The organism is Saccharopolyspora thermophila, assembly GCF_014646075.1.
GTDB lineage: Bacteria > Actinomycetota > Actinomycetes > Mycobacteriales > Pseudonocardiaceae > Saccharopolyspora > Saccharopolyspora thermophila.
Map to the genome: position 1 here is coordinate 577318 of NZ_BMMT01000001.1, position 23908 is coordinate 601225.

Genomic DNA, 23908 nt, shown 5'->3' on the forward strand with positions numbered 1-23908 from the left:
GCGATCGTGTCGGCAGCGCGTGGTTCCATCGGGGACGTGCCATCCCCGACCGCGCCCGTCCTCGTGCGCCGCGCCGAACCCGATCGGCGGCGCCGGACCTGGGACGCAGCCGGAGAGCGCGTGCTGGCGCACCGCGGCGGCTTCCTGCGGGTCCTCGGTGGACCCGGCACCGGCAAGAGCACGCTGATCGCCGAGCTCGCCGCCGACCGCATCCGCAATCGCGGTGCCTCTCCGGAAAACGTCCTGGTCCTTACCGCGAGCCGGCGCGCGGCGGCGTGGATGCGCACCGAAATCACCCGGCTGCTCACCGGAACCTCAGCGGATCTGCGCACCGCGCCCGAGCCGCTGGTGCGCACCGTCCACTCCTACGCCTTCGCCGTGCTGCGGTTGCAGGCGGTTCGCGACCAGTTGCCCCCGCCGCAGCTGCTCAACGGCCCCGACCAGGACGCGCTGGTGCGCGACCTGCTGGAAGGTGACGTCGAGGAAGGGGCCGACTACTGGCCGGAGCAGTTGCGCCCGGCGCTGACCGTGCCCGGCTTCGCCGAAGAGCTGCGGGACCTGATGCTCCGCGCCGCGGAGCGCGGTGTGGGGCCCGAGCGGCTGATCAACCTGGGCCGTCGGTACGACCGTCCGGAGTGGATCGCCGCGGGCCGGTTCGCCCGGCAGTACGAGCAGGTGACGCTGCTGCGCGGCGCGGGCGGCGCGCAGGCCCCGGCGCTCGACGCCGCCGAGCTGGTCGGCGCGGCGCTGCTGGCCTTCGACAGCGATCCGCACCTGCTCGACGCCGAGCAGAACCGGGTGCGCCACCTGCTGGTCGACGACGCGCAGCACCTGGATCCGCAGCAGTACTGGCTGGTCCGGCGGCTGGGCGACACGGCCGCCGAGTTCGTGCTGGCCGGTGATCCCGACCAGGCGGTGTACTCGTTCCGCGGGGCCGACCCGCGCTGCCTGCTGGACTCCGATCCGGACGGTTCGCGGACCGAGGTGCTCACCGTGGACCACCGGATGTCCAAGGCGGTCCGGGAGGCGGTGCAGCGGTTGGCGGCGCGGTTGCCCGGTGCGGGACCGCAGCGCGAGCTGGTCGAGTCCGATGCCGGACGCGGCGGCTCCGTCCAGGTGCGGCTGCTGGCCACCGAGGCGCAGGAGGCGTCGTGGGTGGCCGACCAGCTCCGGCGCGCCCACCTGCTGGACGAGATCCCCTGGTCGGACATGGCCGTGGTGGTGCGGTCGACCGAGCTGTCGCTGCCCGTGCTGCGCCGCGCGCTGCTCGCCGCGGGCGTGCCGATCGCGGTGCCGGTGGACGACGTGCCGCTGGCGCAGCGCACCGCGGTCCGTCCACTGTTGACACTGCTGCGCTGCGCCGCGCGGCCGGAGGCGCTGGACGCCGAGGCGGCCGCGGAGCTCCTCGCGTCGCCGCTGGGTGGCGCGGACCCGCTCGCCCTGCGTCGGCTCCGCCGCGGGCTGCGCCGCCTGGAGCTCGCGGCGGGTGGCAGCCGCTCCAGCGGCGAACTGCTGGTGGAGGTGCTCCGCGACGGCGACCGCCTCGCCGCGCTGGAGGACGCCGCGGCCGAACCCGCCCGGCGGCTCGCGGCGCTGCTGCGCACGGCCGCCGACTCCGTCGCCGCCGGGCACACCGTCGAGGAGACCCTGTGGCGGGTGTGGAAGGCCAGCGGCCTGGAGAAGCGCTGGCTGGCGCTGTCCGAACGTGGCGGCGTGACCGGGGCGCAGGCCGACCGGGACCTGGACGCCGTGGTGTCGCTGTTCGACGCTGCCGCGCAGTACGTGGACCGGTTGCCGGGCGCGGACGCGGCGGGGTTCGCCGACTACCTGACCAGCCAGCACATCGCGGGCAGTTCGCTGGCGCCCACCGCGCCGCGGGACAACGCCGTGTCGGTGCTCACCGCGCACGCCGCCAGCGGCCAGGAGTGGGAGGTCGTGGCGATTCCCGGGGTGCAGGAGGGCGTCTGGCCGGACCTGCGGCTGCGCGGTTCGCTGCTCGGCGTGGAGCGGCTGGTGGACGTGCTCTCCGGGGTGGACCCGGCCGACCGGGTGTCGGCGACGGCGCCGCTGCTGGCCGAGGAGCGGCGGCTGCTGCTGGTGGCGGCCAGCCGCGCGCGCCGCATCCTGCTCGTCAGCGCGGTGCGCGGCGAGGACCAGCAGCCGTCGCGGTTCCTCGATGAGCTGGAGGGCGTGGTCAGCGACCCGGACGCGATGGAGCGGCCGATCGCCCGCCCGGAGCGCGGGCTGGCGCTGGCCGACCTGGTCGGCGAGCTGCGCCAGGTGGTGTGCGACGCGCAGGCCGATCCGCAGCGGCGGCAGCGGGCCGCGGTGCAGCTGGCGCGGCTGGCGGCGGCCGGGGTGCCGGGCGCGCACCCGGACACCTGGTACGGGCTGCCGGAAAGCTCCACCTCGGCGCCGCTGGTCACCAGTGACGAGCCGGTCCGCGTCTCTCCATCCACTGTGGACATCCTGGCGAGGTGCCCGCTGCGCTGGCTGGTCGAGCGGCACGGCGGGCAGGACACCGCCCAACTCGCCTCGATCACCGGCACGCTGGTGCACGCCCTCGTGCAGGTCGCCGCCGACGGCGCGGACCAGGAACAGCTGCGCCGGGCGCTCGACGACGCCTGGGAGTCGGTCGACGCCGGGGCGCCGTGGTTCTCCCGCCGCGAGCGCAGGCGCGTGGAGCAGATGCTGGACGCCTTCATCGTCTGGCTGGTGCAGTCGCGCGCCGAGCTGACGCAGGTCGGTGTCGAAAAGGACCTCGACCTCACGATCCCGGCGCGGCCGGGCGGCCCGTGGCTGCGGCTGCGCGGCCGGGTCGACCGCCTGGAGGCTGACGCCGAGGGCCGTCCCGTCGTGGTCGACGTCAAGACGGGCAAGACCCCGGTCAGCAAGGGCGACGCCGAGGAGCACCCGCAGCTGGCGGTCTACCAGCTTGCCGCGGCCCTCGGCGCCTTCCACGGCGGTGACCGCGTGGCACCGGGCGGGGCGCGGCTGCTCTACGTCGCCAGGTCCGACCGCAGGGGCGCGGCCACCGAACGCGTCCAGCCGGCGCTGGACGGCGACCGGATCCAGGCGTGGCTCGACGTGGTGCACTCCGCGGCCGCGGCCAGCCTCGGCCCGGCCTACGTGGCCAACGAGAACGCGGACTGTCCCCGCTGCCCGGCCCGTATCTGCTGCCCGGTGCACCCTGCGGGGAGGCAGGTCGTGCAGTGATCAGTCCGCAGCGGATCGCGCACGCGCTCGGCCTGCACCCGCCCACGCCGGAGCAGGCCGCGGTCATCGCGGCCCCGGCCGAACCCGCGCTGGTGGTCGCCGGTGCGGGTGCGGGCAAGACGGAGACGATGGCCGCCCGCGTGGTGTGGCTGGTCGCCAACCAGCTGGTGACGCCGGAACGCGTCCTGGGCCTGACCTTCACCCGCAAGGCGGCCCGGCAGCTCGCCGACCGGGTCCGCGCCCGGCTGCGCAGGCTTGCCGGGTCGGGCCTGCTCGACGAGGCCGACCCGAGCGGCCGGTTGCGCTCCGCGGTGCTCACCGAGGAACCCACGGTCCTGACCTACCACGCCTACGCCGGTCGGCTCGTCGGCGAGCACGGCCTGCGTATCCCCGTGGAACCCGGGGCCCGGCTGCTGACCGAGACGGCGGCCTGGCAGCTGGCGCACCGGGTGGTGTCCACCTGGACCGAGGACCTGGACACCGACAAGGTTCCGTCCACGGTGACCGGTTACCTGCTGGCGCTGGCCGGGGAACTGGCCGAGCACCTGGTCAGCCCGGACGACGTGCGGGAGCACGCCGAGCGGCTGTGCCGCGCCATCGAGGCCGCGCCGCCGGCCAAGCGGCAGAAGGCGGCGCTGCCGCAGGGCCTGCAGAAGATCATCGCGGCGCAGCGGTTGCGGGTGGCGCTGCTGCCGTTGGTCGAGGAGTACGCCCAGCGCAAGCGGCGCGAAGGGGCGATGGACTTCGCCGACCAGATGTCCCTGGCCGCCCGGCTGGCCAGCGAGCACCCCGAGGTCGTCGCGGGGGAGCGGGAGCGCTACGGCGCGGTGCTGCTCGACGAGTACCAGGACACCGGCCACGCGCAGCGGGTGCTGCTGCGATCGCTGTTCGGGCAGGGCCGGCCGCTGCCGGTGACCGCGGTCGGTGACCCGGCGCAGGCCATCTACGGGTGGCGCGGTGCCAGCGCGGCGAACCTCCCGCGCTTCACCACCGACTTCCCGCGCGTCGAGGACGCACGCCGGGTGCCCGCGCGCCGGTACGGGCTGCTGACCAGCTTCCGCAACCCGCCCGAGGTGCTGCACCTGGCCAACGCCGTCTCCGAACCGCTGCGCCGCACCGGTCTGGAGGTCGAGCAGCTGCGCGCCCGCGACGGCGCCGGGCCCGGCGACATCCGGCTGGCGCTGACCGAGCACGTCCGGCAGGAACGCGACTGGGTCGCCGACCAGATGGCCGCCCAGTGGCACGCGGCGCTCGACGAGACCGGCCGCCCGCCGACCGCCGCGGTGCTGGTGCGCCGCCGCGCCGACATGGCCGACATCGCCGCCGCGCTGCGGGATCGCGGGCTGCCCGTGGAGGTCGTGGGTCTGGGCGGGCTGCTCGACGAGGCCGAGGTGCGGGACCTGGTGAGCGCTCTGCGGGTGCTGGTCGATCCGCTGGCCGGGACGGCCGCGATGCGTCTGCTGACCGGGTCCCGTTGGCGGCTCGGCGCCGCCGACCTCGCCGCGCTGTGGGACCGCGCCCGGGAACTCGGCGCGCGAGTTTTCGGCGTATCCGACACCGCGAATCCGTCCGCCGTGGTCACCGCGGCCCTGCCCGGCGAGCACGCCGAGCAGGCCGGACTCGTCGACGCGCTCGATGACCCCGGTGACCCGCACCGCTACTCGGCGGCCGGGTACCAGCGCATCCGGCGGCTGGGTGGCGAACTCGCCGCGCTGCGCCGCCGGCTCGACCAGCCACTGCCGGAACTCGTTGCGGACGTCGAGCGCACCCTGCTGCTGGACATCGAGAGCATGGCCCGGCCGCACGGGGCCGGACGCATCCACCTCGACGCCTTCGCCGACGTCGTCACCGAGTTCGCCACCGCGAGCCCGTCCGCGACGCTGCCGGCGCTGCTGGACTACCTCGACGCCGCCGAACGCGCCGAGGACGGGCTGGAACCCGGCGAGGTCGAGGTGGCCGAGGACCGCGTCCAGGTGCTCACCGTGCACGCGGCCAAGGGGCTGGAGTGGCAGGTCGTCGCGCTGCCGCACCTGGTCGAGGACGTGTTCCCGGGCAGGCGCAAGAGCGGCAGCTGGCTCAGCTCGGTCACCGAGCTGCCCGCCGAGCTGCGCGGCGACGCCCCCGACCTGCCCCGGCTGGACCTCGACCGGCTCACCGGGATGGACCGCAAGGAGCTCACCGAGGCGCTCGGCCGGCACGACGAGGAGTTCGAGGAGCGGCGGATCGCCGAGGAGCGGCGGCTGCTGTACGTCGCGGTGACCCGCTCGGAGCGCGCGCTGTTGGTGTCCGGGCACTGGTGGGCGGAGACCGGCGAACGGCCGAAGGGGCCGTCGGAGTTCCTGCGGCAGCTGGCCGGGATGCTGCGCGAGTCCGGGGCCGGGGTGGTGGATCTGTGGGCACCGGAACCCGCCGAGGACGCGAAGAACCCGCTGGCGGAGGCGGTGCGCTGCGCCGAGTGGCCGGTCGACCCGCTCGGGCCGCGCCGGACGGCGGTGGCCGAGGGGGCCGAGCTGGTCCGGGCTGCTCTGTCCCAAGTGGACGAACTGGAGTGGGAGGACGACGAGGACGGCTGGGCGCGGGACGTGGACGTGCTGCTCGCCGAGCGTGCCGCGGCGGCGCAGCGCCGCGAACGGGTGCGGTTGCCGGAGCACCTGTCGGTCAGCCAGCTCGTGGAACTCGCCGGCGACCCCGACGCGCTCGCCCGGCGGCTGCGTCGCCCGCTGCCGTTCCCGCCGAACCCGATGACCCGCCGCGGCACCGCCTTCCATGCCTGGCTGGAGCACCGGTTCACCTCCACCGCCCTGCTGGACCTGGACGAACTACCCGGCGCCGCCGACGAATCCGCCCCGGTCCACGACGATCTCGCCGAGCTGCAGCAGGCGTTCCTCGCCGGGGCGTGGGCCGACCGCACCCCGTACCGGGTCGAGGTGCCCTTCGAGACGCAGGTGGAGGGCCTGGTGCTGCGCGGCCGGATGGACGCGGTGTACGCCGACGACGACGGCGGCTGGACCGTCGTGGACTGGAAGACCGGTGCGGTGCCCGGCGGCGAGAAGATCCCCGCCCTGTCGGTTCAGTTGGCGGTCTACCGGCTGGCCTGGGCGGAGCTGTCCGGCACCCCGCTGGAGAAGGTGCGGGCGGCGTTCCACTACGTCCGCCACAACCACACCCTGCGCCCGGCGGACCTGCTCGATGCCGAGGGGCTCCGCGCCCTCATCACCTCGATCCCCAAGGTCTGCTGAGCGGGCAAGGTCCTTTCGGTCTCCGGGGACTCCGGCCACCGCTCATCCTTGGGGCGCCTGGAAATTCCTCGTTACACGTTCGGGTGGCGGAGCTTGAGCTCGCGGTGCGCGGCGGACGACGATGCCCGCGATGAACACCGACTGGAAGCTCACGACACCGCCGGAATCCGAAGTGCACGTGGACACCGACGTGCTCGCCATGCGCGCCCCGCTGGTGCGGGTGCACCGCGACGACGAAGGCACCTGGTCCTTCGACGGTCCGGGTCAGGCACCGCGGCCGTCGAAGAAGACGGTGCTCAGCGCGGTGGTCGGGGCGTGGCCGCACGTCGCCGCGCTGTCCGACCTGGACCGCGGCGGCGCCGTCGTGTGGTCCTGGAAGCACCACGGCTGGGCCAGCGAGTTCGCGTGCCGGTGCGGCAACTGCGAGCAGCCCGTGGCCACCGACATCGACCGCGGCAGCTGGCCGTCCGACCTGCAGCCGCACATCATCGTCAACGTCGAGCAGGCCGCGCTGTCCGGCCAGGTGTCGCTGACCGACATGATCTCCACCCCGGGCGGCATCGCCCTCCTCGGCCCCGGCGACCACCGGCGCACCGCCGATGTGATGACCCCGGTCGCGCTGGCCAACGTGATCCGCCGCTGGCCGCACACCATGCAGGCGCTGCGCGCCCTCAAGGAAGGCCGGGGCATGCGCTGGAACCCGGAGAACCTCAGCTGGCACGAGTACGTGGTGTCCTGATCGGGACGTCCCGGATCGTTCGGCACCGAGGCGTGAGACGACCCGGTGCGCTTCAGGCGTTCTCGGTGAGCTTCGGGTCGTTCTCGAGGACCTTGGAGTAGAGGACCTCCAGGAGCCAGCGGCCGAACATCGAGGAGCCGAACTCCGCCGTGCGGTCCTCCGGGTGCAGCACCACCTCGGCCGGACCTTCCAGACCCGCGTTGACCACGCCCACGCCGTAGTAGTCGAGTTCCAGCATCGGCCACGGCCGGTACGGGTTGTTCGGCGGCAGCACCACGACGCACGGCGCGAGCGTCAGCAACGTCCCGCAGGCCCGCAGCGCGTGCCTGGTGTGCGACACCGGCACCAGGATGCCGAGCAGGTCGACCGCCGCCACCGGCACGTGGTCGTGCAGGCTCGGTTCCGACCAGGACCGGATCCACGACGGGTTGAGCTCGGGCGCCCACCCGTGGTGGATGCGCCACCGGTGGACGTCGTGCCGGATGCGCGCCACGGCCGCGAACCGCGCGCCGAGAACCTCCACGTCCGGGATCAACTGGCCGTCCCACCCGAGTGCGTCGGCCGCGTGCTGGAGCTGCTGCACCGGTGCATGGTAAGGCCCGGGGGCCCGTCGCTGGGAGCGGGTTTTCCGGCCTGCAGGAGAACTCGCGGCGAACACCGGTGCCGCGGTCACACCGGCCGTGTGCGAAGGAGTTACTGTCGGCGCCGTGAGCGGTTCAGCAGTCGGGGAGCACGGGGCATGATGCGGCGCGGTCCGAGGAAGTTGTCGCACCCCTTCGGCCGGGGGCGCGTCGACGAGGAGGAGCTGTCCAACCGTCCCGATTTCGCGCTCGTCGGCGTGATCCGGATGCCAGGCACCGTGATCAGCCCGGTGCGCTCGATCATCAAGCGGATCATCGGCGCCCTGCTGGCGCTGACCGCGGCGGTGTTCATCGTCTACGCGGGGCGGGACGGCTACCGCGACACCGCCGGTGGCGAACTGGACCTGCTCGACGCCTTCTACTACGCGACGGTGTCGCTGTCCACCACCGGCTACGGCGACATCACCCCGGTGAGCCCGCACGCCCGCTTGGTGAACGTGCTGATCATCACCCCGCTGCGGGTGCTGTTCCTGATCGTGCTGGTCGGTACCACACTGGAGGTGCTCACTGAGCGCTCCAGGCAGGCGTTCAGGATCCAACGCTGGAGGTCGAAGGTGCGCGACCACGTGGTCGTCATCGGATACGGAACCAAGGGCCGGTCGGCGGTCACCTCGTTGCTCGGCGACGGCGCGGACGCGGGCCGCATCGTGGTCGTCGACACCGACCAGCGCGCACTGGAGGCCGCGTCCGCGCAGGGTTTGGTCACCGTCAACGGCTCCGGCACGCGCTCCGACGTGTTGCGGGTCGCGGGCGTGCCGCGAGCGCGGGCGATCGTGGTGGCGCCGGCCCGCGACGACACCGCGGTGCTGGTCACCCTGACCGCGCGGGAACTGGCGCCGAAGGCGCAGATCGTGGCCGCCGTGCGGGAGGCCGAGAACGTGCACCTGCTGCGGCAGTCCGGGGCGGACTCGGTGGTGGTCTCCAGCGAGACGGCGGGCCGGTTGCTCGGTATGGCCACCTCGACGCCGTCGGTGGTGGAGATGTTCGAGGACCTGCTGACCCCGGACGTGGGGCTGGCGATCGCCGAGCGGGAGGTGGAGCCGCAGGAGGTGGGCGGTTCGCCGCGGCACCTGTCGGACATCGTGCTCGGTGTCGTCCGCGAGGGGAAGCTGTACCGGGTGGACGCGCCGGAGGCCGACGCGATCGAGTCCGGCGACCGGCTGCTCTATGTGAAGAAGGTGACCCCGGCCGAACCCTGAACCGTCGGCGCTCTCCCGGATATCTGGGAATATCGACGGCGTGGGTAGGCGACGAGGTTCGGCATCGGTGCTGCCGATCCTGCTTGTCCTGGGTGTCCTGGGCGTGGTGGTGGCCGTGCTCGCGGTGTGGCCGCTGCTGGCCGCGAGGGGAGAAAGGCGGACCGCGTTGCGCCCGGCGACGGCCACCGTCGTCGAGTCGCGGCCCTGCGGTGCGCGGTCGGCCCGCGACCTGGTGTCGGTGGAGATCGACGGCGTGGTGCGGCAGGCCCCGTTCGACGGCTGCGGGCACACCCGCGGCCAGAAGCTGGCGGTCCAGGTGCCCGCCGACGCGGGCGCCGACCTCGTGGTCCGCCCGGCGGGGGCGTCGGACTCCGAACTGGACGACCTGGCACAGCGGGCGTACTGGGTGCTGCTGACCCTGGCCGCGGTGGCGGGCGGCTGCTACGGCGTGATGCTGCACCGCCGCGCGTGACGCGCGGTCAGTCGACGTCGGACGGCGCGGCCAGCCAGGTGTTGCACTGGGTGACCTCGTTCTTCTGGAAACCCTGCTGCACCCAGGCGTAGTTGGTCTCCATGCTGCCGTGGTCGCGGACCCCGGTGTTCTCGTCGCCGCGCGCGGCGGAGTCCTCCAGGGCGGGGAAGATGTAGTCGTTGCTGACGCCGCCGTTCTGCAGCGCCGCCAGCGTCATCCCCTCGAAGCACGTGGCCTGCAGCTCCGAGCGCCGGGTCAGCTCCAGGCCCGCCTCGGTGGTGCTGCCGCCCGCCTCGTACTGCGCGTCGCCGTAGGCGCTGCTGATGCCGGTCATGCCCTGCAGCGCGTGGCCGAACTCGTGCGCGAACTGGCCGAGGTACACGCCGGCCTCGGACACCTGCTCCACCTCGGCGTAGTACCGCGCGGTCATGTAGATCGTGTGGTTGCCCGGGCAGTACATGGCGGTCTGGTTCCACCGCCTGGTGCCGCAGGGGCTTTCCACGTCGTCGGCGGTGGTGACGACGTTCGGGGTCTCCACCGGCAGGCCCGCCGATTCCAGCGCCGGGGTCCACGCGGCCATCAGGCACGGCAGCGCCGCCTGGTAGAAGGCGTCCTGCGAGGCCACGTCGGTGTCGAAGGCAGGCAGGTCGCAGGGGGTGTTCACCGCCCCGTTGCCGGGCACGTTGATGGGGTGGTCGCCCAGTGCTGACACGGGCCGCGGCCCGGTGTCCGAGCTGTCGCCGGTGCTGGTGTCCTCGCTGCTGGAGAGCTCGCTGGACGTGGTCGAGCCGGACTCCGCCGAGGAGGTGTCGGCGCTGCTGGTCGCGTGGTCCGCCGCGCTGTGCTGCGCGGAGCTGACGGCCACCGCGCCGATCGTGCCCACGCCGATGAGGGCGACGCCGACCAGGACCAACGTGATCACCAGGCCGCTGCCGCCCTGGCGTTGCGGCGGCGGGACCGGCGCGAACCGGGGCGGCGGCATCGGTTGCGGCGGCTGCATCGGCGGCACCGGGGCGAGCCGCATCGTCGTCTGCTGCGGCAGCGGCCGGGCGGCCGGCGGCGGCGCGACCGGGCGCGTCGGCGGGTGCGGGCGCGGCGGGCGGGTCTGCGGCGGTTGGGGGCCGCGCGGCGCTGGGCCCGGCGGGTGCGGGCGTGGGCCGTGGTTGTGCTGCGGTGGCCAGGGCTGCCGTGGCGGCTGCGGGCCGCGCGGTGGCGGTGGCCAGTGCGTCATGCGGCTCCCCCCGCGATGAGTCCGGTGTGGACGGTTGGGTCCGGGGCGGAACGCGGCCACCAATCCGTCATGTTCGGCGACCACTCCCGTTGATCATGCCCGTTGCGGTCCGCAGCTTAGCCGCGGGCCGCTATGGTTCGGGCCGTGTTGACCAAACGGGGCCTCGCGTGGGCGGTGACCGGGCTGCTCCTGGGCGTGCCCGGGGCGGCAGTGGCGCAGGAACAACCGGTGGACACGCTGCCGGGCGCGGTCTCCAGCGCGGTGCGGATGAAGCTGGAGCGCGACGGTCGGCTCTCGATCACCGAGCAGATCACCGTTCCCGCTGGTCGAACCGTCGAACGCACCGTGCCGCTGCGCCAACCCGCCGGCGACGGGGCGGAACGCGTCTACACCGTCTCGGACGCCGCCGTGGACGGCAGCGGCAGCGTCCGGGTCGACGCCGAGAACCTGCACGTCACGCTGCATCCGGGTGTGTCGACCCTGCGCTACGCCGTGCGCGGGGCGGTGGCCGATGCCGGTGAGCTGCAGGAAGTGCGCTGGCAGGTGTCGGGTGGCTGGAACGTGCCGGTGGACCGGGTCGAGATCACCTCCCTGCTCAGCCCGCAGATCCCGCGGGAGATCCAGTGCCTGGCCGGTCCGGTCGGCAGCACCGACCGCTGCGCCCGGTTCGAGCTCACCCACACCCAGGCCGTGCACGCGCTCGCCTATGGGCTGGCCCCGGGCGAGCGCATGGACTTCACGTTCAGGATCCCGGCGGGCACCGTCCCGGCGAACGCGGTCACCGAACAGCACTTCGGCCTCGCCCGGGCCTTCGCGCTGACACCGGTCACCGGCGCCGGGCTCGCGGGCATCGGGCTGCTGCTGGTCGGCGGCATCGGTCTGCTCTGGTACGCGCGCGGCCGGGACGCGCGCGCCTTCGCCGCGGACGCCGGGCACGTCGAGGTGCTCATGATCGACGAGCGGGGTGCCGTCACGTTCGCCTCCCCGGACGGCGTGCTGCCCGGCCAGCTCGGCACCGTTGTCGACGAGCGGGTCGACCCCGTGGACGTGACCGCCACCGTCCTGGACCTGGCTGTCCGCAACTACCTGTGGATCGAGGAACTACCCGGCGGCGACTGGCGGTTCGTCCGGCTCAACCCGGCCGACGACTCGCTGCGCCCGTTCGAGCGGGCCGTCTACGACCTGGTGCTCGGCGACACCGGGGAGGTGCGGCTGTCCGACCTCGGGCGGCTGGATTTGTCCCGCGTCCGGGAGGCGCTGTACGCCGAGGTCGTGGCGAAGGACTGGTTCGCTCGCCAGCCTGGCTCCGAGCGGAACCTGTTCTGGTGGCTGGGCGTCGGCATCGCCCTCGGCGGCGCGGTGCTGACCGCGGTGCTGGCCCTGACCAGCTCGCTCGGCCTGCTCGGGATCGGGGTGCTGCTCGGCGGTGTCGTCGCGGCGTTCGGCGCCCGCCTGGTGCCCGCCCGTACCCGGCGTGGCAGCGCGCTGGTGGTCCAGGTGCGGGGACTGCGGCGCTACCTGCACGACGTCTCGGCGGACTCGCTGCCCGCGGCGGACCGCGAGACGGTGTTCTCCCGCTCCCTGCCCTACGCCGTGGTGCTCGGCGAAACGGAGCGCTGGCTGGCGGAGTTCGCCGGGCTCGACCCGGCGGCCGACGGCACGCCCGGCCTGTACTGGTACGGCACCCCGGGCGAGACCGCGGATCTGCGCTCGTTCCAGCGGAATTTCCCGCACCTCGTCGCCAAGCTCAACGAAACCTTCGCCCGCTGACCGCGTTTCGTGACCGGACGCCTCCGCTGAGCGACGAAAACCGTTGTGATGCGGCTGAACGGGTGATGTACGCGGCCTGTCGGCCCGATTCGAAATCCGTTCCGAACGCCGCTGTGCCAGGCTAAGGTGTTCGCAGTTCCTGGGGGTGTCCACAGGGTCCAGAAGGGATCTGGGATGACAAGCGCAGACAGAGCTGGCTTCGCTGGGGTGGCCGAGGGCGTCAAGGCCGTGGCAGCGCAGACGCAGTGGATCAATCAGCAGGTCAGCTCGGGCCAGTTGGCCCTGAAGCCCGAATCCGCGGAAGCAGCCGCCAAGGTCTGCGAAAACGAGATCCGGGAACTGCAGCAGCTCGTGCGGCGAGCGGACCTGATCACGCGGGTCAGCGGGCTCGGCAACTACCCCAACGGGCAGCAGCTGGCGCAGCGCTTCGTCGACAAGGCGACCCTGAAGGGCGTCGGAGCGGTCGACCTGATCCGCCAGATGCAGGACGAGTTGCGAAAGATGGCGGACGCCTACCGCGCTGCGGCCAAGGACTACCGCGCGATCGACGAACAGCACGCCCAAGACATTCAGCGAGGTTTGAAGTGAGCCTGTTTTCCCGGTCCCTGGTCGCTGGAACCACCGGTCTGGTGCTGGTCGGGCTGGCCGCGTGCACGGGTGGGTCGAGCAGCGGCACCGGCGGTACCAGCACCGGCATGGATTCCCCGACGTCGCAGGCCGGGCGTTCCGGGCTGGCGGACTTCGACGTGTGCAACTTCTTCACCCCCGAGGACCTCGCGGCCCTCGGCGTGCACGGGCCGGGCGAACCGGACAACACACTCGAATCCGAGCCCGGCTGCAACTACCGGGGCGACGTCAAGGACGTCACGCTGTACAAGGCCCCGGACACCACGTTCGACGCCTACAGCCGCAGGAACTTCGGCGAGCTGAGGCAGTACGAGATCGGCGGCCGGAAGGCGGCCAACGGTGTGACGGCCGGGTCGGAGGGGCAGGGCATCTGCTCCACCTTCCTCGAGGCCGGTGGCGGCACGGTCGTCATCACGGTCACCGGTCTGATGCGCGACTCGGTCGCGGACCCGTGCGGCGAAGCGGAGCGGGCGGCGCGGCAGGTCGAACCGAGACTTCCTGAGTGACCAGGAGCTAGGGGGAGTCATGGGAGGATTCACGGACTGGGTCGGGGATCGGATCAACGACGCCGGCAGGGCGATCCACGACGCGGGTGCCCCGGTCCTCGGTTACGACACCTACGCCCAGCAGGAGGCCCAGCAGCGGGCGGAGCAGGCGACCGATGCCGGCCAGCGCGAGCGCAACATACTGGAGCAGCGCAACCGGGCGCTCCAGGACGACGTGGTCGGCTACGACGACCCGGCGATCTCGCAGAACGTGAACTGGTCCGGCTACAGCCACGAGGAGATCTACAACACCAACCAGAACTCGATCAACGAGGGCGAGGTCGCCAGGAGCGGCCAGGCGTGGGTGGAACTGGGCAAGGCGCTGCACGGGCGCGGCAGGGAGTTCAGCCGCGGACTCAACAACGCCATCAGCGACGGCTGGACGGGTGACGCGGCCGAGGCCGCCAAGAGCCTCGCGGACCCGGTGCAGGTGTGGATGGAGCGCAGCGGTGCGGCGTTCGAGGTCACCGGCAACAACCTGAAGAAGGCCGGGTCGGCCGCAGGGCAGGTGAAGCAGGCCGTGCCCGAGCCCGAGGGGCACAGCTGGGGGCGGACCGCGGTCGCGACCATCGCGACCGGGCCGTTCGGCGCTGGTGCCGACGCCCTGGCGCAGATGAACGAGCGCAAGGAGGCCGAGCGGGCCGCGCAGGAGACCATGGCGCGGGTGTACAGCCCGACGCTCGCCGACGTGGACGCGCAGATGCCGGCGTTCCAGGCACCGCAGGGCCACACCGTCTGCCCGCCGCCGATTCCGCCGCCGCCCCCGACCGAATGGAGGCCGCCGCACATCGGTGACGACCGGGGCACCGGTGACCAGAACGGCGGTGACGACCGGCAGCGCGGTACCGACGACCGGTCCTCCGACGGCCGCGACACCACCCGCGACTCCGACGACGCGGGGCGTGACGGCCGGGACCGGGACGGCTCCGGCCGGGACCGGGACGGCTCCGGTCGAGACCGGGACGGGACCGGCGACGGCTCCGGCCGGGACCGGGACGGGACCGGCGACGGCTCCGGCCGCGACCGCACGATCCCGTCCGGGACGACCAGCCAGTCGACCGGCCAGCCCGGTGGGTCCGGAATCGGGGTGCCCGGTGGGGTCGGTGCCGGTCTCGGTGCGGGCGGAGGCGGCGGTGTCGGCGGCGGCATGGCCGGTTTCGGCGCGGGCGCTGTCGGCGGTCTCGGGCGCGGCGTCGGTGCCGGTGGCCTGGCCGCCGGTGGGCGGGCTGGTGTCGGTGGTCTCGGCGCGGGCGCCGGGGCGGGAGCCGGGGCCGTGGGTGCCGCCGCCCGGGGCGCCGGTGCCGGTCGCGGGATGATGGGCGGCATGGGCGGTGCCGGGCGCCGCGGCCAGGGCGGGGAGGACGAGGAGCACGAGCGCCCGTCCTGGCTGGAGGAGCAGGACGACGTCTGGCTGAACGACATGCCCAGGACGGCCCCGCCGGTCCTCGGCGAGTGAGGGGGAGGACTGCGGTGGGCGTGGTGGCTCGCTGGCAACTCGTGCCGGTGCACCTGGACATCGTCCTGAAGTACCTGCAGATCGACGACCTGACGATGCCGCTGGACGTCCGGTCGTACGCGCGCACCACCGAGCAGCTCGGGCTGATGGCCAGGGCGGAGACCGAGCGGATGATCGCTGCGGGGATCATCGTCAACGACGAGGTCCACCCGCAGCTCGCCGCGGCGCTGCGGCTGCTGGCCCGGCCCTACCTGTGGGTGGACTCGCTGTGGTTCCCGCAGGCCGGGGACGACCACTGCTGGCGCGCGCTGGCGGCGCTGACCGAGGGCAACCGGGTGGTCCTGGGCGTGCAGACGCCCAGCGAGGACCCGAAGCACGGCGGAATGCTGACCGTCGAGGTGCACGAGAACGTTTCGCTGCCGCAGGTGCTGCTGCCCACGTTGCCGCCGGCGCCGCCGGGCAACCGCGGCCCGGTGCGGGTGCCCGCGAGCTCGTTCCGCACCCAGGAGGTCGACGAGGACGAGGAGATCGACATCCTGCAGTCGGCGACGCCGAGGCGCGGCAGCAGCGGGGACCGGGAGTACGAGCGGTACCAGGCGATCGGCCGGGCCCCGCACGTCCGGGTCGGCCAGATCGCGGCCAACCTGCGCGACCAGTACGGCCGCACCCGGCGCACCCAGCCGATCAAGTGGTTCGACAACGTCCAACCGGACGGCCGCTATCTCGACCACAACGTGCGCGGCACCAGCGGCGAACAGCTCTACATGCTCACCCCGGCGGACGCGCGCCTGCTCGGGGCGGAGATCGACGCGCTGGTGGCCCAGGTCCGCTGAACCTGGGCCACTCCCGCCCCGCCGAGCACGTTCGGTTGTGACGACACGCTGGAGAGTGGTGAAGGGGGCACGCGCAGGTTGACTCGACGCACGTAGGCTGCATGGCATGGTCGAACCCCAGCTGCATCGCGTCACTCTGCCCAACGGGCTGCGCGTGGTGCTGGCACCGGACTCGGCAGCGGGCCAAGCATCGTCAGGGCGGGCCCCTGTGGTCGGTGTCAGCGTGCACTACGACGTCGGCTTCCGCTCCGAACCGGAAGGGCGCACCGGATTCGCGCACCTGTTCGAGCATCTGATGTTCCAGGGCAGCGAAAGTCTGGAGAAACTCGCGCACTTCCGGCACGTGCAGGGCTCCGGCGGCACCTTCAACGGTTCGACACACCAGGACTACACGGACTACTACCAGGTCCTGCCGTCAGCGGCGCTCGAGCGCGCGCTGTTCCTCGAAGCCGACCGGATGCGCGCGCCGAAGATCACCGAGGAGAACCTGCGTAACCAGGTGGACGTGGTCAAGGAGGAGATCCGGCTCAACGTCCTCAACCGCCCCTACGGCGGGTTCCCCTGGATCCTGCTGCCGCCGGTGCTGTACTCGACCTTCGCCAACGCCCACAACGGCTACGGCGACTTCACCGACCTGGAACAGGCGACCATCGACGACTGCGCCGCGTTCTTCGACACCTACTACGCGCCCGGCAACGCGGTGCTCACGGTGACCGGCGACATCGACGTCGAGCGCACCGTCGAGTTGGTCCACAAGCACTTCGGCGACGTCCCGGCGCGGGAGGTCCCGCAGCGCCCGTCGTTCGCCGAGCCGTTCCCGGCCGGTGAGCTGCGCGGCAGCCACGTCGACCGGCACGCCCCGCTGCCCGCGGTGGCGCTGGGTTACCGGCTGCCCGACCCGGTCGGCGAGCTGGACGCCTACCTGGCGAACGTGGTGCTGGCGGCGATCCTCTCCGACGGCGACGCATCCCGGCTGCAGCAACGGATGGTGCACAAGGAATCGCTCGTGGTGGACGTGCACACCGGGTGCGGTCTGATGGGCGCTCCGCTGGACGCCCGCGACCCCGACACCTTCACGGTCACCGCGATCCACACCCCCGAGGTCGGGGTGGACCGGGTGATCGGCGCGGTCGACGAGGAGCTGGAGAAGCTGGCGGCGGACGGCCCGAGCGCCGACGAGCTGGCCCGGGTCACCGCCCGCTGGGCGGCGAGCCTGTACCGGGAGCACGACCGGGTGGTCTCCCGGACCCTCGACCTGGGCAGCGCCGAGCTGCTGCACGGCCGCGCGGAGCTGATCTCCGAGCTGCCCGAGCGGATCGGCCAGGTCAGCGCCGAGGACGTGGCGGCCGCGGCGAAGGCGCTGCGGGCGGACGCGCGCGCGGTGCTGGAGATCCACCCCGCAGGTGACGACAAGAACGGAGGTGCGGCATGACCCGCGCAACGCACCGCAGCGCCGAGGAGATCGGCCGCACCGAACGAGGCCCACGCCCGCTCCCGCCGCTGGGCGACCCCCGCACCGGCCGCCCCCCGGCCACAGTGGACACCGTGTTGGACAACGGCCTGCGGGTGATCGCCGCCCGGCACGGCGTGGTGCCGATGGTGGAGCTGCGCCTGCGGATTCCGTTCGCCGGGGAGGATTTGAAGCACCCGGCGCGCGCGGAGGTGCTGGCCGAAACCCTGTTGACCGGCACCGAGCGGCGTAACCGGGTCCAGGTGGACACCGACCTGGCCGCGGTGGGCGGTGACCTGAACGCCGCGGTCGACCCCGAGCGGCTGAGCATCACCGGCGACGCGCTGGCCAGCGGCCTGGACACGCTGCTGGAGGTGCTGGCGGACGCGCTGACCGGCGCGGTCTACCGCGACGAGGAGGTCGCCGGGGAACGCGCCCGGTTGGTGGAGCGGATCACCGTCGCGCGGTCCCAACCGCGGGTGATCGCGCGTGAGGAGCTGCAGCGGCACCGCTACGGCGACCACCCGTTCGTCCGCGAGGTGCCGCAGGCCGAGGACGTCGCCCAGGTCACCGCGGCGGAGGTCCGCGCGCTGCACCGGGAGGCGGTGCTGCCGCGCGGCTCGGTGCTGGTGCTGGTCGGCGACATCGACCCGGACCAGGCGGTGGCCTCGGTGGCCCGGACCCTGTCCGGGTGGCAGTCCGCGGACAGCGCGCGCGAACTGCCGGCCCTGCCCCCGGTGCGCGGCGGTGACGTGCGGCTGGTGCACCGGCCCGGCGCGGTGCAGTCGCAGCTGCGGTTCTCCGCGCAGGCCCTCCCGCGCACCGATCCGCGGTACCCGGCGGCGCAGATCGCGAACCTGGTCTTCGGTGGTTACTTCTCCTCGCGCCTGGTGGAGAACATCCGCGAGGACAAGGGCTACACCTACGGCGCCCACTCGTTGTTCGAGTTCACCCCCGGCAACGGCACGGTGCTGGTCGACGCGGACACGGCCAGTGAGGTCACCGCCGCGGCGCTGTTGGAGACGCGGTACGAGCTGGCCCGGTTGGCGCTGGTGCCGCCCACCACCGCGGAGGTCGAGTCGGCCCGGCAGTACGCCATCGGCAGCCTGCTCACCTCCACCGCCTCGCAGTCCGGCATGGCGTCCACGCTCGTCGCGCTGGCCGCGGCCGGGCTCGACCAGAGCTGGCTGGTCGCGCACCCGGAGCGGCTGCGCGAGGTGACTGTGGAGCAGGTGGCCGAGGCGGCGAAGCTGTTCGCGCCCACCGCGTTCACCGGTGTGGTGGTCGGCGACGCCGACAAGCTCGCCGACCAGCTGCGCCTGCTCGGCGGTGTGGAGCTGCCATGACGTGCTCAGGCGGTGAGGCGGGCGAATGACTTCCGACGTGTGCGCCGGTTCCGATTTCCAGCTGGACTCGGCACCACTGCTCTCAAGGTCTACTGTGGACAGAAGGGAGTGGTTACGGGACGCCCCGGACGGCGGCGCGACGCTGTGGGCCACGGGACGGGTTCTGCTCGTGGACGCCAAGGGCCGCACCCCGATCGACGCGAACGCGCGGTTGGTCATGCACCCGGCCACCGACTTCGGTGAGCGCCCGGCGCCCGGCGCCGTGCTGCTCGGCGCGGAGGACGACGTCAGCTACTGGGCCCTGCGCACCGAACACGACGGTGCACAGGACGGCTGGCTGGACCTGCGCACCGGCGGTGGCCTGCTGAACGACACCGACGCGGGGCTGTTCACCTGCGCGGTCGGGCTGCTCGGCTGGCACGACAACGCGCGGTACTGCGCGGTGTGCGGTGCGGCGACGACCCGGGTGCGCGCCGGGTGGGCGCGCCGCTGCACCGGCTGCGACCGGGAGGAGTACCCGCGGACCGACCCGGCGGTGATCTGCCTGGTACACGACGGCGCGGACCACGTGCTGCTGGCGCGCCAGCCGATCTGGCCGAAGGGCCGGTTCTCCGTGCTGGCCGGATTCGTCGAGGTCGGCGAGTCCCTGGAAGCGTGCGTGCGGCGCGAGGTGGCCGAGGAGGTCGGCGTCCAGGTCCGCGACATCCGCTACCTGGGCAGCCAGCCGTGGCCGTTCCCGCGGTCGCTGATGCTCGGCTTCGCCGCGGTGGCGGACCGCTCCGCACCGCTGGTCCCGGCGGACGGCGAGATCGAGGAAGCCCGCTGGGTGCACCGCGACACGGTCCTGGCGGCCCTACGGTCCGACGGCGGCGAGATCGAAGGGCTCCGCCTACCTCCGGGCGTCTCCATCGCCTACCGCATGATTCGCGGCTGGGCCACCTGGCAGGGTTGATCGACCGCGGCCGGTCGGGACCCGTTGCCGACCGGCCGCCTCCGGTTCGAGCGCATCACTGCTCGGTGCGTTTGACACGCGGGTTGGGGTGTGCGCCCGATCGGGGGAGGGCGTCTGCGAAGATGCCGGGCATGACCGATCAGCCGCGACTCCTGGAAGGTTTGGATCCGGAGCAGCGGCAGGCGGTCATCGCACCACGCGGCCCGGTGTGCGTGCTCGCGGGCGCGGGCACCGGGAAGACCCGCACGATCACCCACCGCATCGCCTACCTCGTACAACGCGGTCTGGTCGCACCGCAGCAGGTGCTCGCGGTGACGTTCACCGCCCGGGCGGCGGGGGAGATGCGCACCCGGCTGCGGGCCCTCGGCGCGGCCGGGGTGCAGGCGCAGACCTTCCACGCGGCGGCGTTCCGGCAGTTGCGCTACTTCTGGCCGCGCGTGCACGAAACCCGGATGTGGCAGCTCATCGACAACAAGTTCCGGCTGGTCATGCGCGCCGCGAACAAGGTCGGGCTGGCCACGGAGAAGGAGGACGTGCGCGACCTGGCCGGGGAGATCGAGTGGGCCAAGGCCACCCTCGTCGGCCCCGAGCAGTACCCGGCGGCCGCGGCTGCCGCGGGCCGGGAGGTCCCGGTGGCGCCGGAGCAGCTCAGCAAGGTCTTCGCCGCCTACGAGCAGCTGAAGAACCAGGCGCAGGCGCTGGACTTCGACGACCTGCTGCTGCACATCGCGGCGATCCTGGAGGATCGGCCCGAGATCGCCGAGGAGTTCCGCAGCCGCTACCGGTCGTTCGTCGTTGACGAGTACCAGGACGTCAACCCGCTGCAGCAGCGGGTGCTCGACGCGTGGCTCGGCAACCGCGACGACATCACCGTGGTCGGCGACGCCAACCAGACCATCTACTCGTTCGCCGGCGCCTCCCCGCGTTGGCTGATCGGGTTCCCGCGCCGCTTCCCGGACGCCACCGTGGTGCGGCTGGAACGCGACTACCGCTCCACGCCACAGGTGGTGGGCCTGGCCAACCAGGTCATCGGCGCCGCGCGGGAACGCCCGGCGGGGACGCGCCTGCGGCTGGTGGGGCAGCGCCCGGACGGTCCGCGCCCGGACTTCGCCGAGTACGACGACGAGACCGCGGAGGCCGAGGCGGTCGCCCGCCGGATCGCGAAGCTGGCCGGGCAGGGCGTTCCGCTGTCGGAGATCGCGGTGTTGTTCCGGGTCAACGCGCAGTCGGAGGTCTACGAGAAGGCGTTGGCCGACGCGGAGATCCCGTACCAGGTGCGCGGTGGCGAGCGGTTCTTCGCGCGTGCCGAGGTGCGGCAGGCGATGACGGCGCTGCGCACCGCGGCCGCGCGTGGCGAGGCGGCCGAGGACCTACCCGCGGCGGTTCGCGCCGTCCTCGGTGAGATCGGGTTGACCGACGAGCCCCCGGCGGGTGGTGCCGCGCGGGAGCGCTGGGAGTCCCTGATCGCGCTGGTGGAACTGGCCGAGGAACTGGCCGCCGCGGTGCCGGACGCGGACCTGTCGCGCTATGTGGCGGAGCTGGACGCGCGCGCCGAATCGCAGCATCCGCCGACCGTGGAAGGGGTGACCCTCGCCTCGCTGCACGCCGCGAAGGGCCTCGAATGGGACGCGGTGTTCCTGGTCGGTCTGGTCGAGGGCACGCTGCCGATCCAGCACGCGGACACCGACGCGGCGGTGGAGGAGGAGCGGCGGCTGCTCTACGTGGGTGTGACGCGCGCTCGCGAACACCTGTTCCTGTCCTGGGCGCTGGCCCGCGGCGAGGGCGGCCGCCGGTACCGCAGGCGCAGCCGCTTCCTGTACAACCTGGTGCCCGACGAGCACCCCGCTGCGCTGCCGACCAAGGCCAGGCAGCGCGAACTGCTGGATCGCGTCGCGAAGAAGCCCGCCAGGCCGCGGTGCCGGGTGTGTGGCACCGCGCTGACGAGCACGATGGACATCAAGCTCGGCCGTTGTGGCGACTGTCCGTCCGATGTGGACGAAGACCTGCTGTCGCAGCTGAAGGCGTGGCGCAGCGAACGCGCCCGGCAGCTGAAGGTGCCCGCCTACGTGGTGTTCACCGACGCGACGCTGACCGCGATCGCCGAGCAGCGGCCGACCGACGAGCGGGCGCTGGTGACGATCTCCGGCATCGGCGCGTCGAAGCTGGCGAAGTTCGGCTCCGACGTGCTCGCGCTGATCCAGGGCGAGCGCCGCGGCGCGCGCTGAAACCGCAGGTGGCGGGCGTTTTTCAGGCGATCGAGCGGAAACTTTGAAAAATACGTTGCGGTCGGCACGGCGGTGCCAATAATCTGCAGGAGCGCGAGCCGTGGTCGGTCCTGACCCGGCCTCGAACCCGGAAGGAGGTGGCGAGGTGTCCACGATTCTGATGATGTGCAGCACCCCGAGCCGCCTCGTGGCCGGGGCTGTCGCGCTGTTCCGTGCTGCTGTCGCGCCAATCCATGTCACCGAGCCGGATGCCGGCTATGGCCGAGAGCTCAAGCCGCGCTGGTTCCGCGCGTTCCAGACCCTGGGCGAACCACGCCGGTCCGCACGTTGGCAAGTCCTTGATCCACTGATGTAGGGACGCCTCAGGCTTCTCGTAGGCCGCGGACCATTCGGGTCCGCGGCCTATTCGTCGTTCCCGGCGTTCCCTCCACAACCACCACAACCTGTCGCCCATCGAACACAGGAGGAAACTGCATGTTGACCGCGAGTGTCCCGATATCCAGCTCGGGCTCCGACCTCTCGCCGGGAACGGACACCGTGGCGGGACTGCTCGACCACACCCTGACGCTGGAGAGCGGCCGGCTGCCCTGCCACCGCGACCCGGACCTGTGGTTCGCCGAGAACCCGCGGGATCTGGAGCAGGCGAAGTCGCTGTGCGCGGACTGCCCGATCAAGGCCGAATGCCTGGCCGGCGCCCTGTCCCGCGGCGAGCCCTGGGGAGTCTGGGGCGGCGAGATCTTCGAGCGCGGGGTGGTGGTGGCCCGCAAGCGGCCCCGCGGTCGCCCCCGCAAGCACCCGGTGCCCACCGAAGCACCGGCTGCCCAGACCAGCACACGACGAAGCCAGGAGCAGGCGGCATGAACAGCACCACCACGACGACCGATCCGCTCTTCGACCCCCGACCGACCACCGAGGTACGCATGATCACGCCCGAGGAACTGTTCCGATTACGCAATGACGAACTGCTGGCGGAAGCGGACCGACAACGCCTGGTCCGTCGGTTCGCCGCCGGACGCTGGTGGCGGCGGCTGGCCGACTACGCGAGTCGGCGAGCCGAACGCGCGTACGCTCGTGCCTCGTGACGGGACATTCGCACGACAACATCGACTGGGACGCGCACCTGCAGCGCCTGCGGGACGCCGACGAGTTCACCGCACCGGAGATCGCCGAGCTCGTCGGCACGCTGCTGCGGCCGACCGACCGCACCGTCCTCGAGATCGGTGCCGGGGCGGGCGGTACGGCCGCCGCTTTCGCGTCGGCGCTGGCGGAAACGGGTGGTTCGGTGACCATCGTGGACGCCGCACCGCAACTGCTGGCCGCGGCGCGCAGCCGCGCCGAGCAGGTCTGCGACCGGGTCGCGGTCCGCGCGGTCGAAGCCGACGCGGCGGACGATTCGCTGCTCGACGCCGTGGGTGCGCAGGCGGACCTGGTCTACGCCGCGTTCGTTGTGCACCACCTGCCCGACCAGTTGGCCGCACTGCGCCGGTTGGCCAAGCTGGTGCGGCCCGGGGGACGCCTGGCGATCGTGGAGTTCGGCCTGCAGACCAGGGTGCTGCCCGCCGACATCGGCCTCGGCGAGCCCGGACTGGAAGCCAGGCTGATCGCGGCCCGCGAGGAGTGGTTCCAGCAGATGCGGGCCGGGATGGAGGGCGCGGTGCGGCTGCCGGTCGGCTGGCCCACCGCGCTGTCGCAGGCCGGACTCGTCGACGTGCACTCCTGGAGCTACCTGGTGGACCGCCCGGCACCGCTGGACGACCTCGGCCGCGCGGCGGTGTTGCGCCGACTGCAACTGCTGCGCCGGGACGCCGAAACCCGAGTCGCACCAGGGGACATCGAGGTGCTGGACCAACTCCTCGACGAGTCCGGCGAGCACTGCGCCGCCCACCGCGACGACGTGTACTACCTGACCGCCAACACGGTCCACGTCGGCACCCGCCCGCAGGACGGGTAGCCGGGCCGCCCGTCGA

Annotated in this window: 20 protein-coding genes; 18 read left to right on the forward strand and 2 right to left on the reverse strand. The window is 72.9% G+C overall.

Going from position 1 to position 23908, the window contains the following annotated elements:
- Window positions 1-36: 36 nt before the first annotated feature.
- From IEY17_RS02545 to IEY17_RS02555, 3 genes are all read left to right on the forward strand, one after another.
- Window positions 37-3216: an ATP-dependent helicase gene (locus IEY17_RS02545; RefSeq protein ID WP_188984934.1), complete on the forward strand. Its 3180-nt coding sequence runs from the start codon at window positions 37-39 to the stop codon at window positions 3214-3216.
- Window positions 3213-6455: an ATP-dependent helicase gene (locus tag IEY17_RS02550; RefSeq protein ID WP_188984935.1), complete on the forward strand. Its 3243-nt coding sequence runs from the start codon at window positions 3213-3215 to the stop codon at window positions 6453-6455. The genes IEY17_RS02545 and IEY17_RS02550 overlap by 4 nt, the downstream gene beginning before the upstream one ends.
- Window positions 6456-6585: 130 nt before the next feature.
- A complete protein-coding gene (locus tag IEY17_RS02555; RefSeq protein ID WP_229679769.1) occupies window positions 6586-7194 on the forward strand; it encodes a hypothetical protein in 609 nt (202 codons plus the stop codon).
- A 52-nt stretch (window positions 7195-7246) separates the two neighbouring features.
- On the opposite strand, the gene IEY17_RS02560 is transcribed toward IEY17_RS02555, so the two are convergent.
- Window positions 7247-7777: a hypothetical protein gene (locus tag IEY17_RS02560; protein ID WP_188984939.1), complete on the reverse strand. Its 531-nt coding sequence runs from the start codon at window positions 7775-7777 to the stop codon at window positions 7247-7249.
- A 156-nt stretch (window positions 7778-7933) separates the two neighbouring features.
- Here IEY17_RS02560 and IEY17_RS02565 point away from each other — a divergent pair, with 156 nt between their 5' ends.
- Window positions 7934-9034, forward strand: coding sequence for a potassium channel family protein (locus IEY17_RS02565; RefSeq protein ID WP_188984941.1), 1101 nt, complete (start codon window positions 7934-7936; stop codon window positions 9032-9034).
- Between the two features lie 40 nt (window positions 9035-9074).
- On the forward strand, window positions 9075-9506 hold the full coding sequence (locus IEY17_RS02570; RefSeq protein WP_188984943.1) for a hypothetical protein: 432 nt from the start codon (window positions 9075-9077) through the stop codon (window positions 9504-9506).
- A gap of 7 nt (window positions 9507-9513) precedes the next feature.
- On the opposite strand, the gene IEY17_RS02575 is transcribed toward IEY17_RS02570, so the two are convergent.
- Window positions 9514-10737, reverse strand: a complete 1224-nt coding sequence (locus IEY17_RS02575; protein ID WP_268240280.1) for a neutral zinc metallopeptidase — start codon at window positions 10735-10737, stop codon at window positions 9514-9516.
- Between the two features lie 144 nt (window positions 10738-10881).
- On the opposite strand from IEY17_RS02575, the gene IEY17_RS02580 reads away from it, so the two are divergent.
- From IEY17_RS02580 to IEY17_RS02640, 13 genes are all read left to right on the forward strand, one after another.
- Complete coding sequence (locus tag IEY17_RS02580; protein ID WP_229679770.1) at window positions 10882-12507, forward strand: DUF2207 domain-containing protein; 1626 nt, start codon at window positions 10882-10884, stop codon at window positions 12505-12507.
- A 207-nt stretch (window positions 12508-12714) separates the two neighbouring features.
- Window positions 12715-13095: a hypothetical protein gene (locus tag IEY17_RS02585; RefSeq protein ID WP_229679771.1), complete on the forward strand. Its 381-nt coding sequence runs from the start codon at window positions 12715-12717 to the stop codon at window positions 13093-13095.
- Window positions 13092-13640, forward strand: a complete 549-nt coding sequence (locus IEY17_RS02590; RefSeq protein WP_229679772.1) for a DUF3558 domain-containing protein — start codon at window positions 13092-13094, stop codon at window positions 13638-13640. Before IEY17_RS02585 ends, IEY17_RS02590 begins: the two co-directional genes overlap by 4 nt.
- A 19-nt stretch (window positions 13641-13659) precedes the next feature.
- Complete coding sequence (locus tag IEY17_RS02595; RefSeq protein ID WP_188984949.1) at window positions 13660-15135, forward strand: PPE domain-containing protein; 1476 nt, start codon at window positions 13660-13662, stop codon at window positions 15133-15135.
- 14 nt (window positions 15136-15149) lie between these two features.
- Complete coding sequence (locus IEY17_RS02600; protein WP_188984951.1) at window positions 15150-15968, forward strand: ESX secretion-associated protein EspG; 819 nt, start codon at window positions 15150-15152, stop codon at window positions 15966-15968.
- Between the two features lie 106 nt (window positions 15969-16074).
- Window positions 16075-17400, forward strand: coding sequence for a M16 family metallopeptidase (locus IEY17_RS02605; RefSeq protein WP_188984953.1), 1326 nt, complete (start codon window positions 16075-16077; stop codon window positions 17398-17400).
- Window positions 17397-18764 (forward strand): M16 family metallopeptidase, encoded by a 1368-nt coding sequence (locus IEY17_RS02610; RefSeq protein WP_188984955.1) that lies wholly within the window; start codon window positions 17397-17399, stop codon window positions 18762-18764. The genes IEY17_RS02605 and IEY17_RS02610 overlap by 4 nt, the downstream gene beginning before the upstream one ends.
- 25 nt (window positions 18765-18789) lie before the next feature.
- The gene (gene nudC / locus IEY17_RS02615; RefSeq protein ID WP_188984957.1) at window positions 18790-19716 is read left to right on the forward strand and encodes an NAD(+) diphosphatase; all 927 of its coding nucleotides are present in this window, start codon (window positions 18790-18792) and stop codon (window positions 19714-19716) included.
- 131 nt (window positions 19717-19847) lie between these two features.
- Entirely contained in the window at window positions 19848-21941 is a 2094-nt protein-coding gene (locus tag IEY17_RS02620; protein WP_188984959.1) for an ATP-dependent DNA helicase UvrD2, read from the forward strand.
- Window positions 21942-22086: 145 nt separating this feature from the next.
- Window positions 22087-22296: a hypothetical protein gene (locus IEY17_RS02625; protein WP_188984961.1), complete on the forward strand. Its 210-nt coding sequence runs from the start codon at window positions 22087-22089 to the stop codon at window positions 22294-22296.
- A 119-nt stretch (window positions 22297-22415) separates the two neighbouring features.
- On the forward strand, window positions 22416-22802 hold the full coding sequence (locus tag IEY17_RS02630) for a WhiB family transcriptional regulator (RefSeq protein ID WP_188984963.1): 387 nt from the start codon (window positions 22416-22418) through the stop codon (window positions 22800-22802).
- Window positions 22799-23023 (forward strand): hypothetical protein, encoded by a 225-nt coding sequence (locus IEY17_RS02635; RefSeq protein WP_188985384.1) that lies wholly within the window; start codon window positions 22799-22801, stop codon window positions 23021-23023. Before IEY17_RS02630 ends, IEY17_RS02635 begins: the two co-directional genes overlap by 4 nt.
- Window positions 23020-23892, forward strand: coding sequence for a class I SAM-dependent methyltransferase (locus IEY17_RS02640; protein ID WP_188984965.1), 873 nt, complete (start codon window positions 23020-23022; stop codon window positions 23890-23892). The genes IEY17_RS02635 and IEY17_RS02640 overlap by 4 nt, the downstream gene beginning before the upstream one ends.
- Window positions 23893-23908 lie beyond the last annotated feature (16 nt).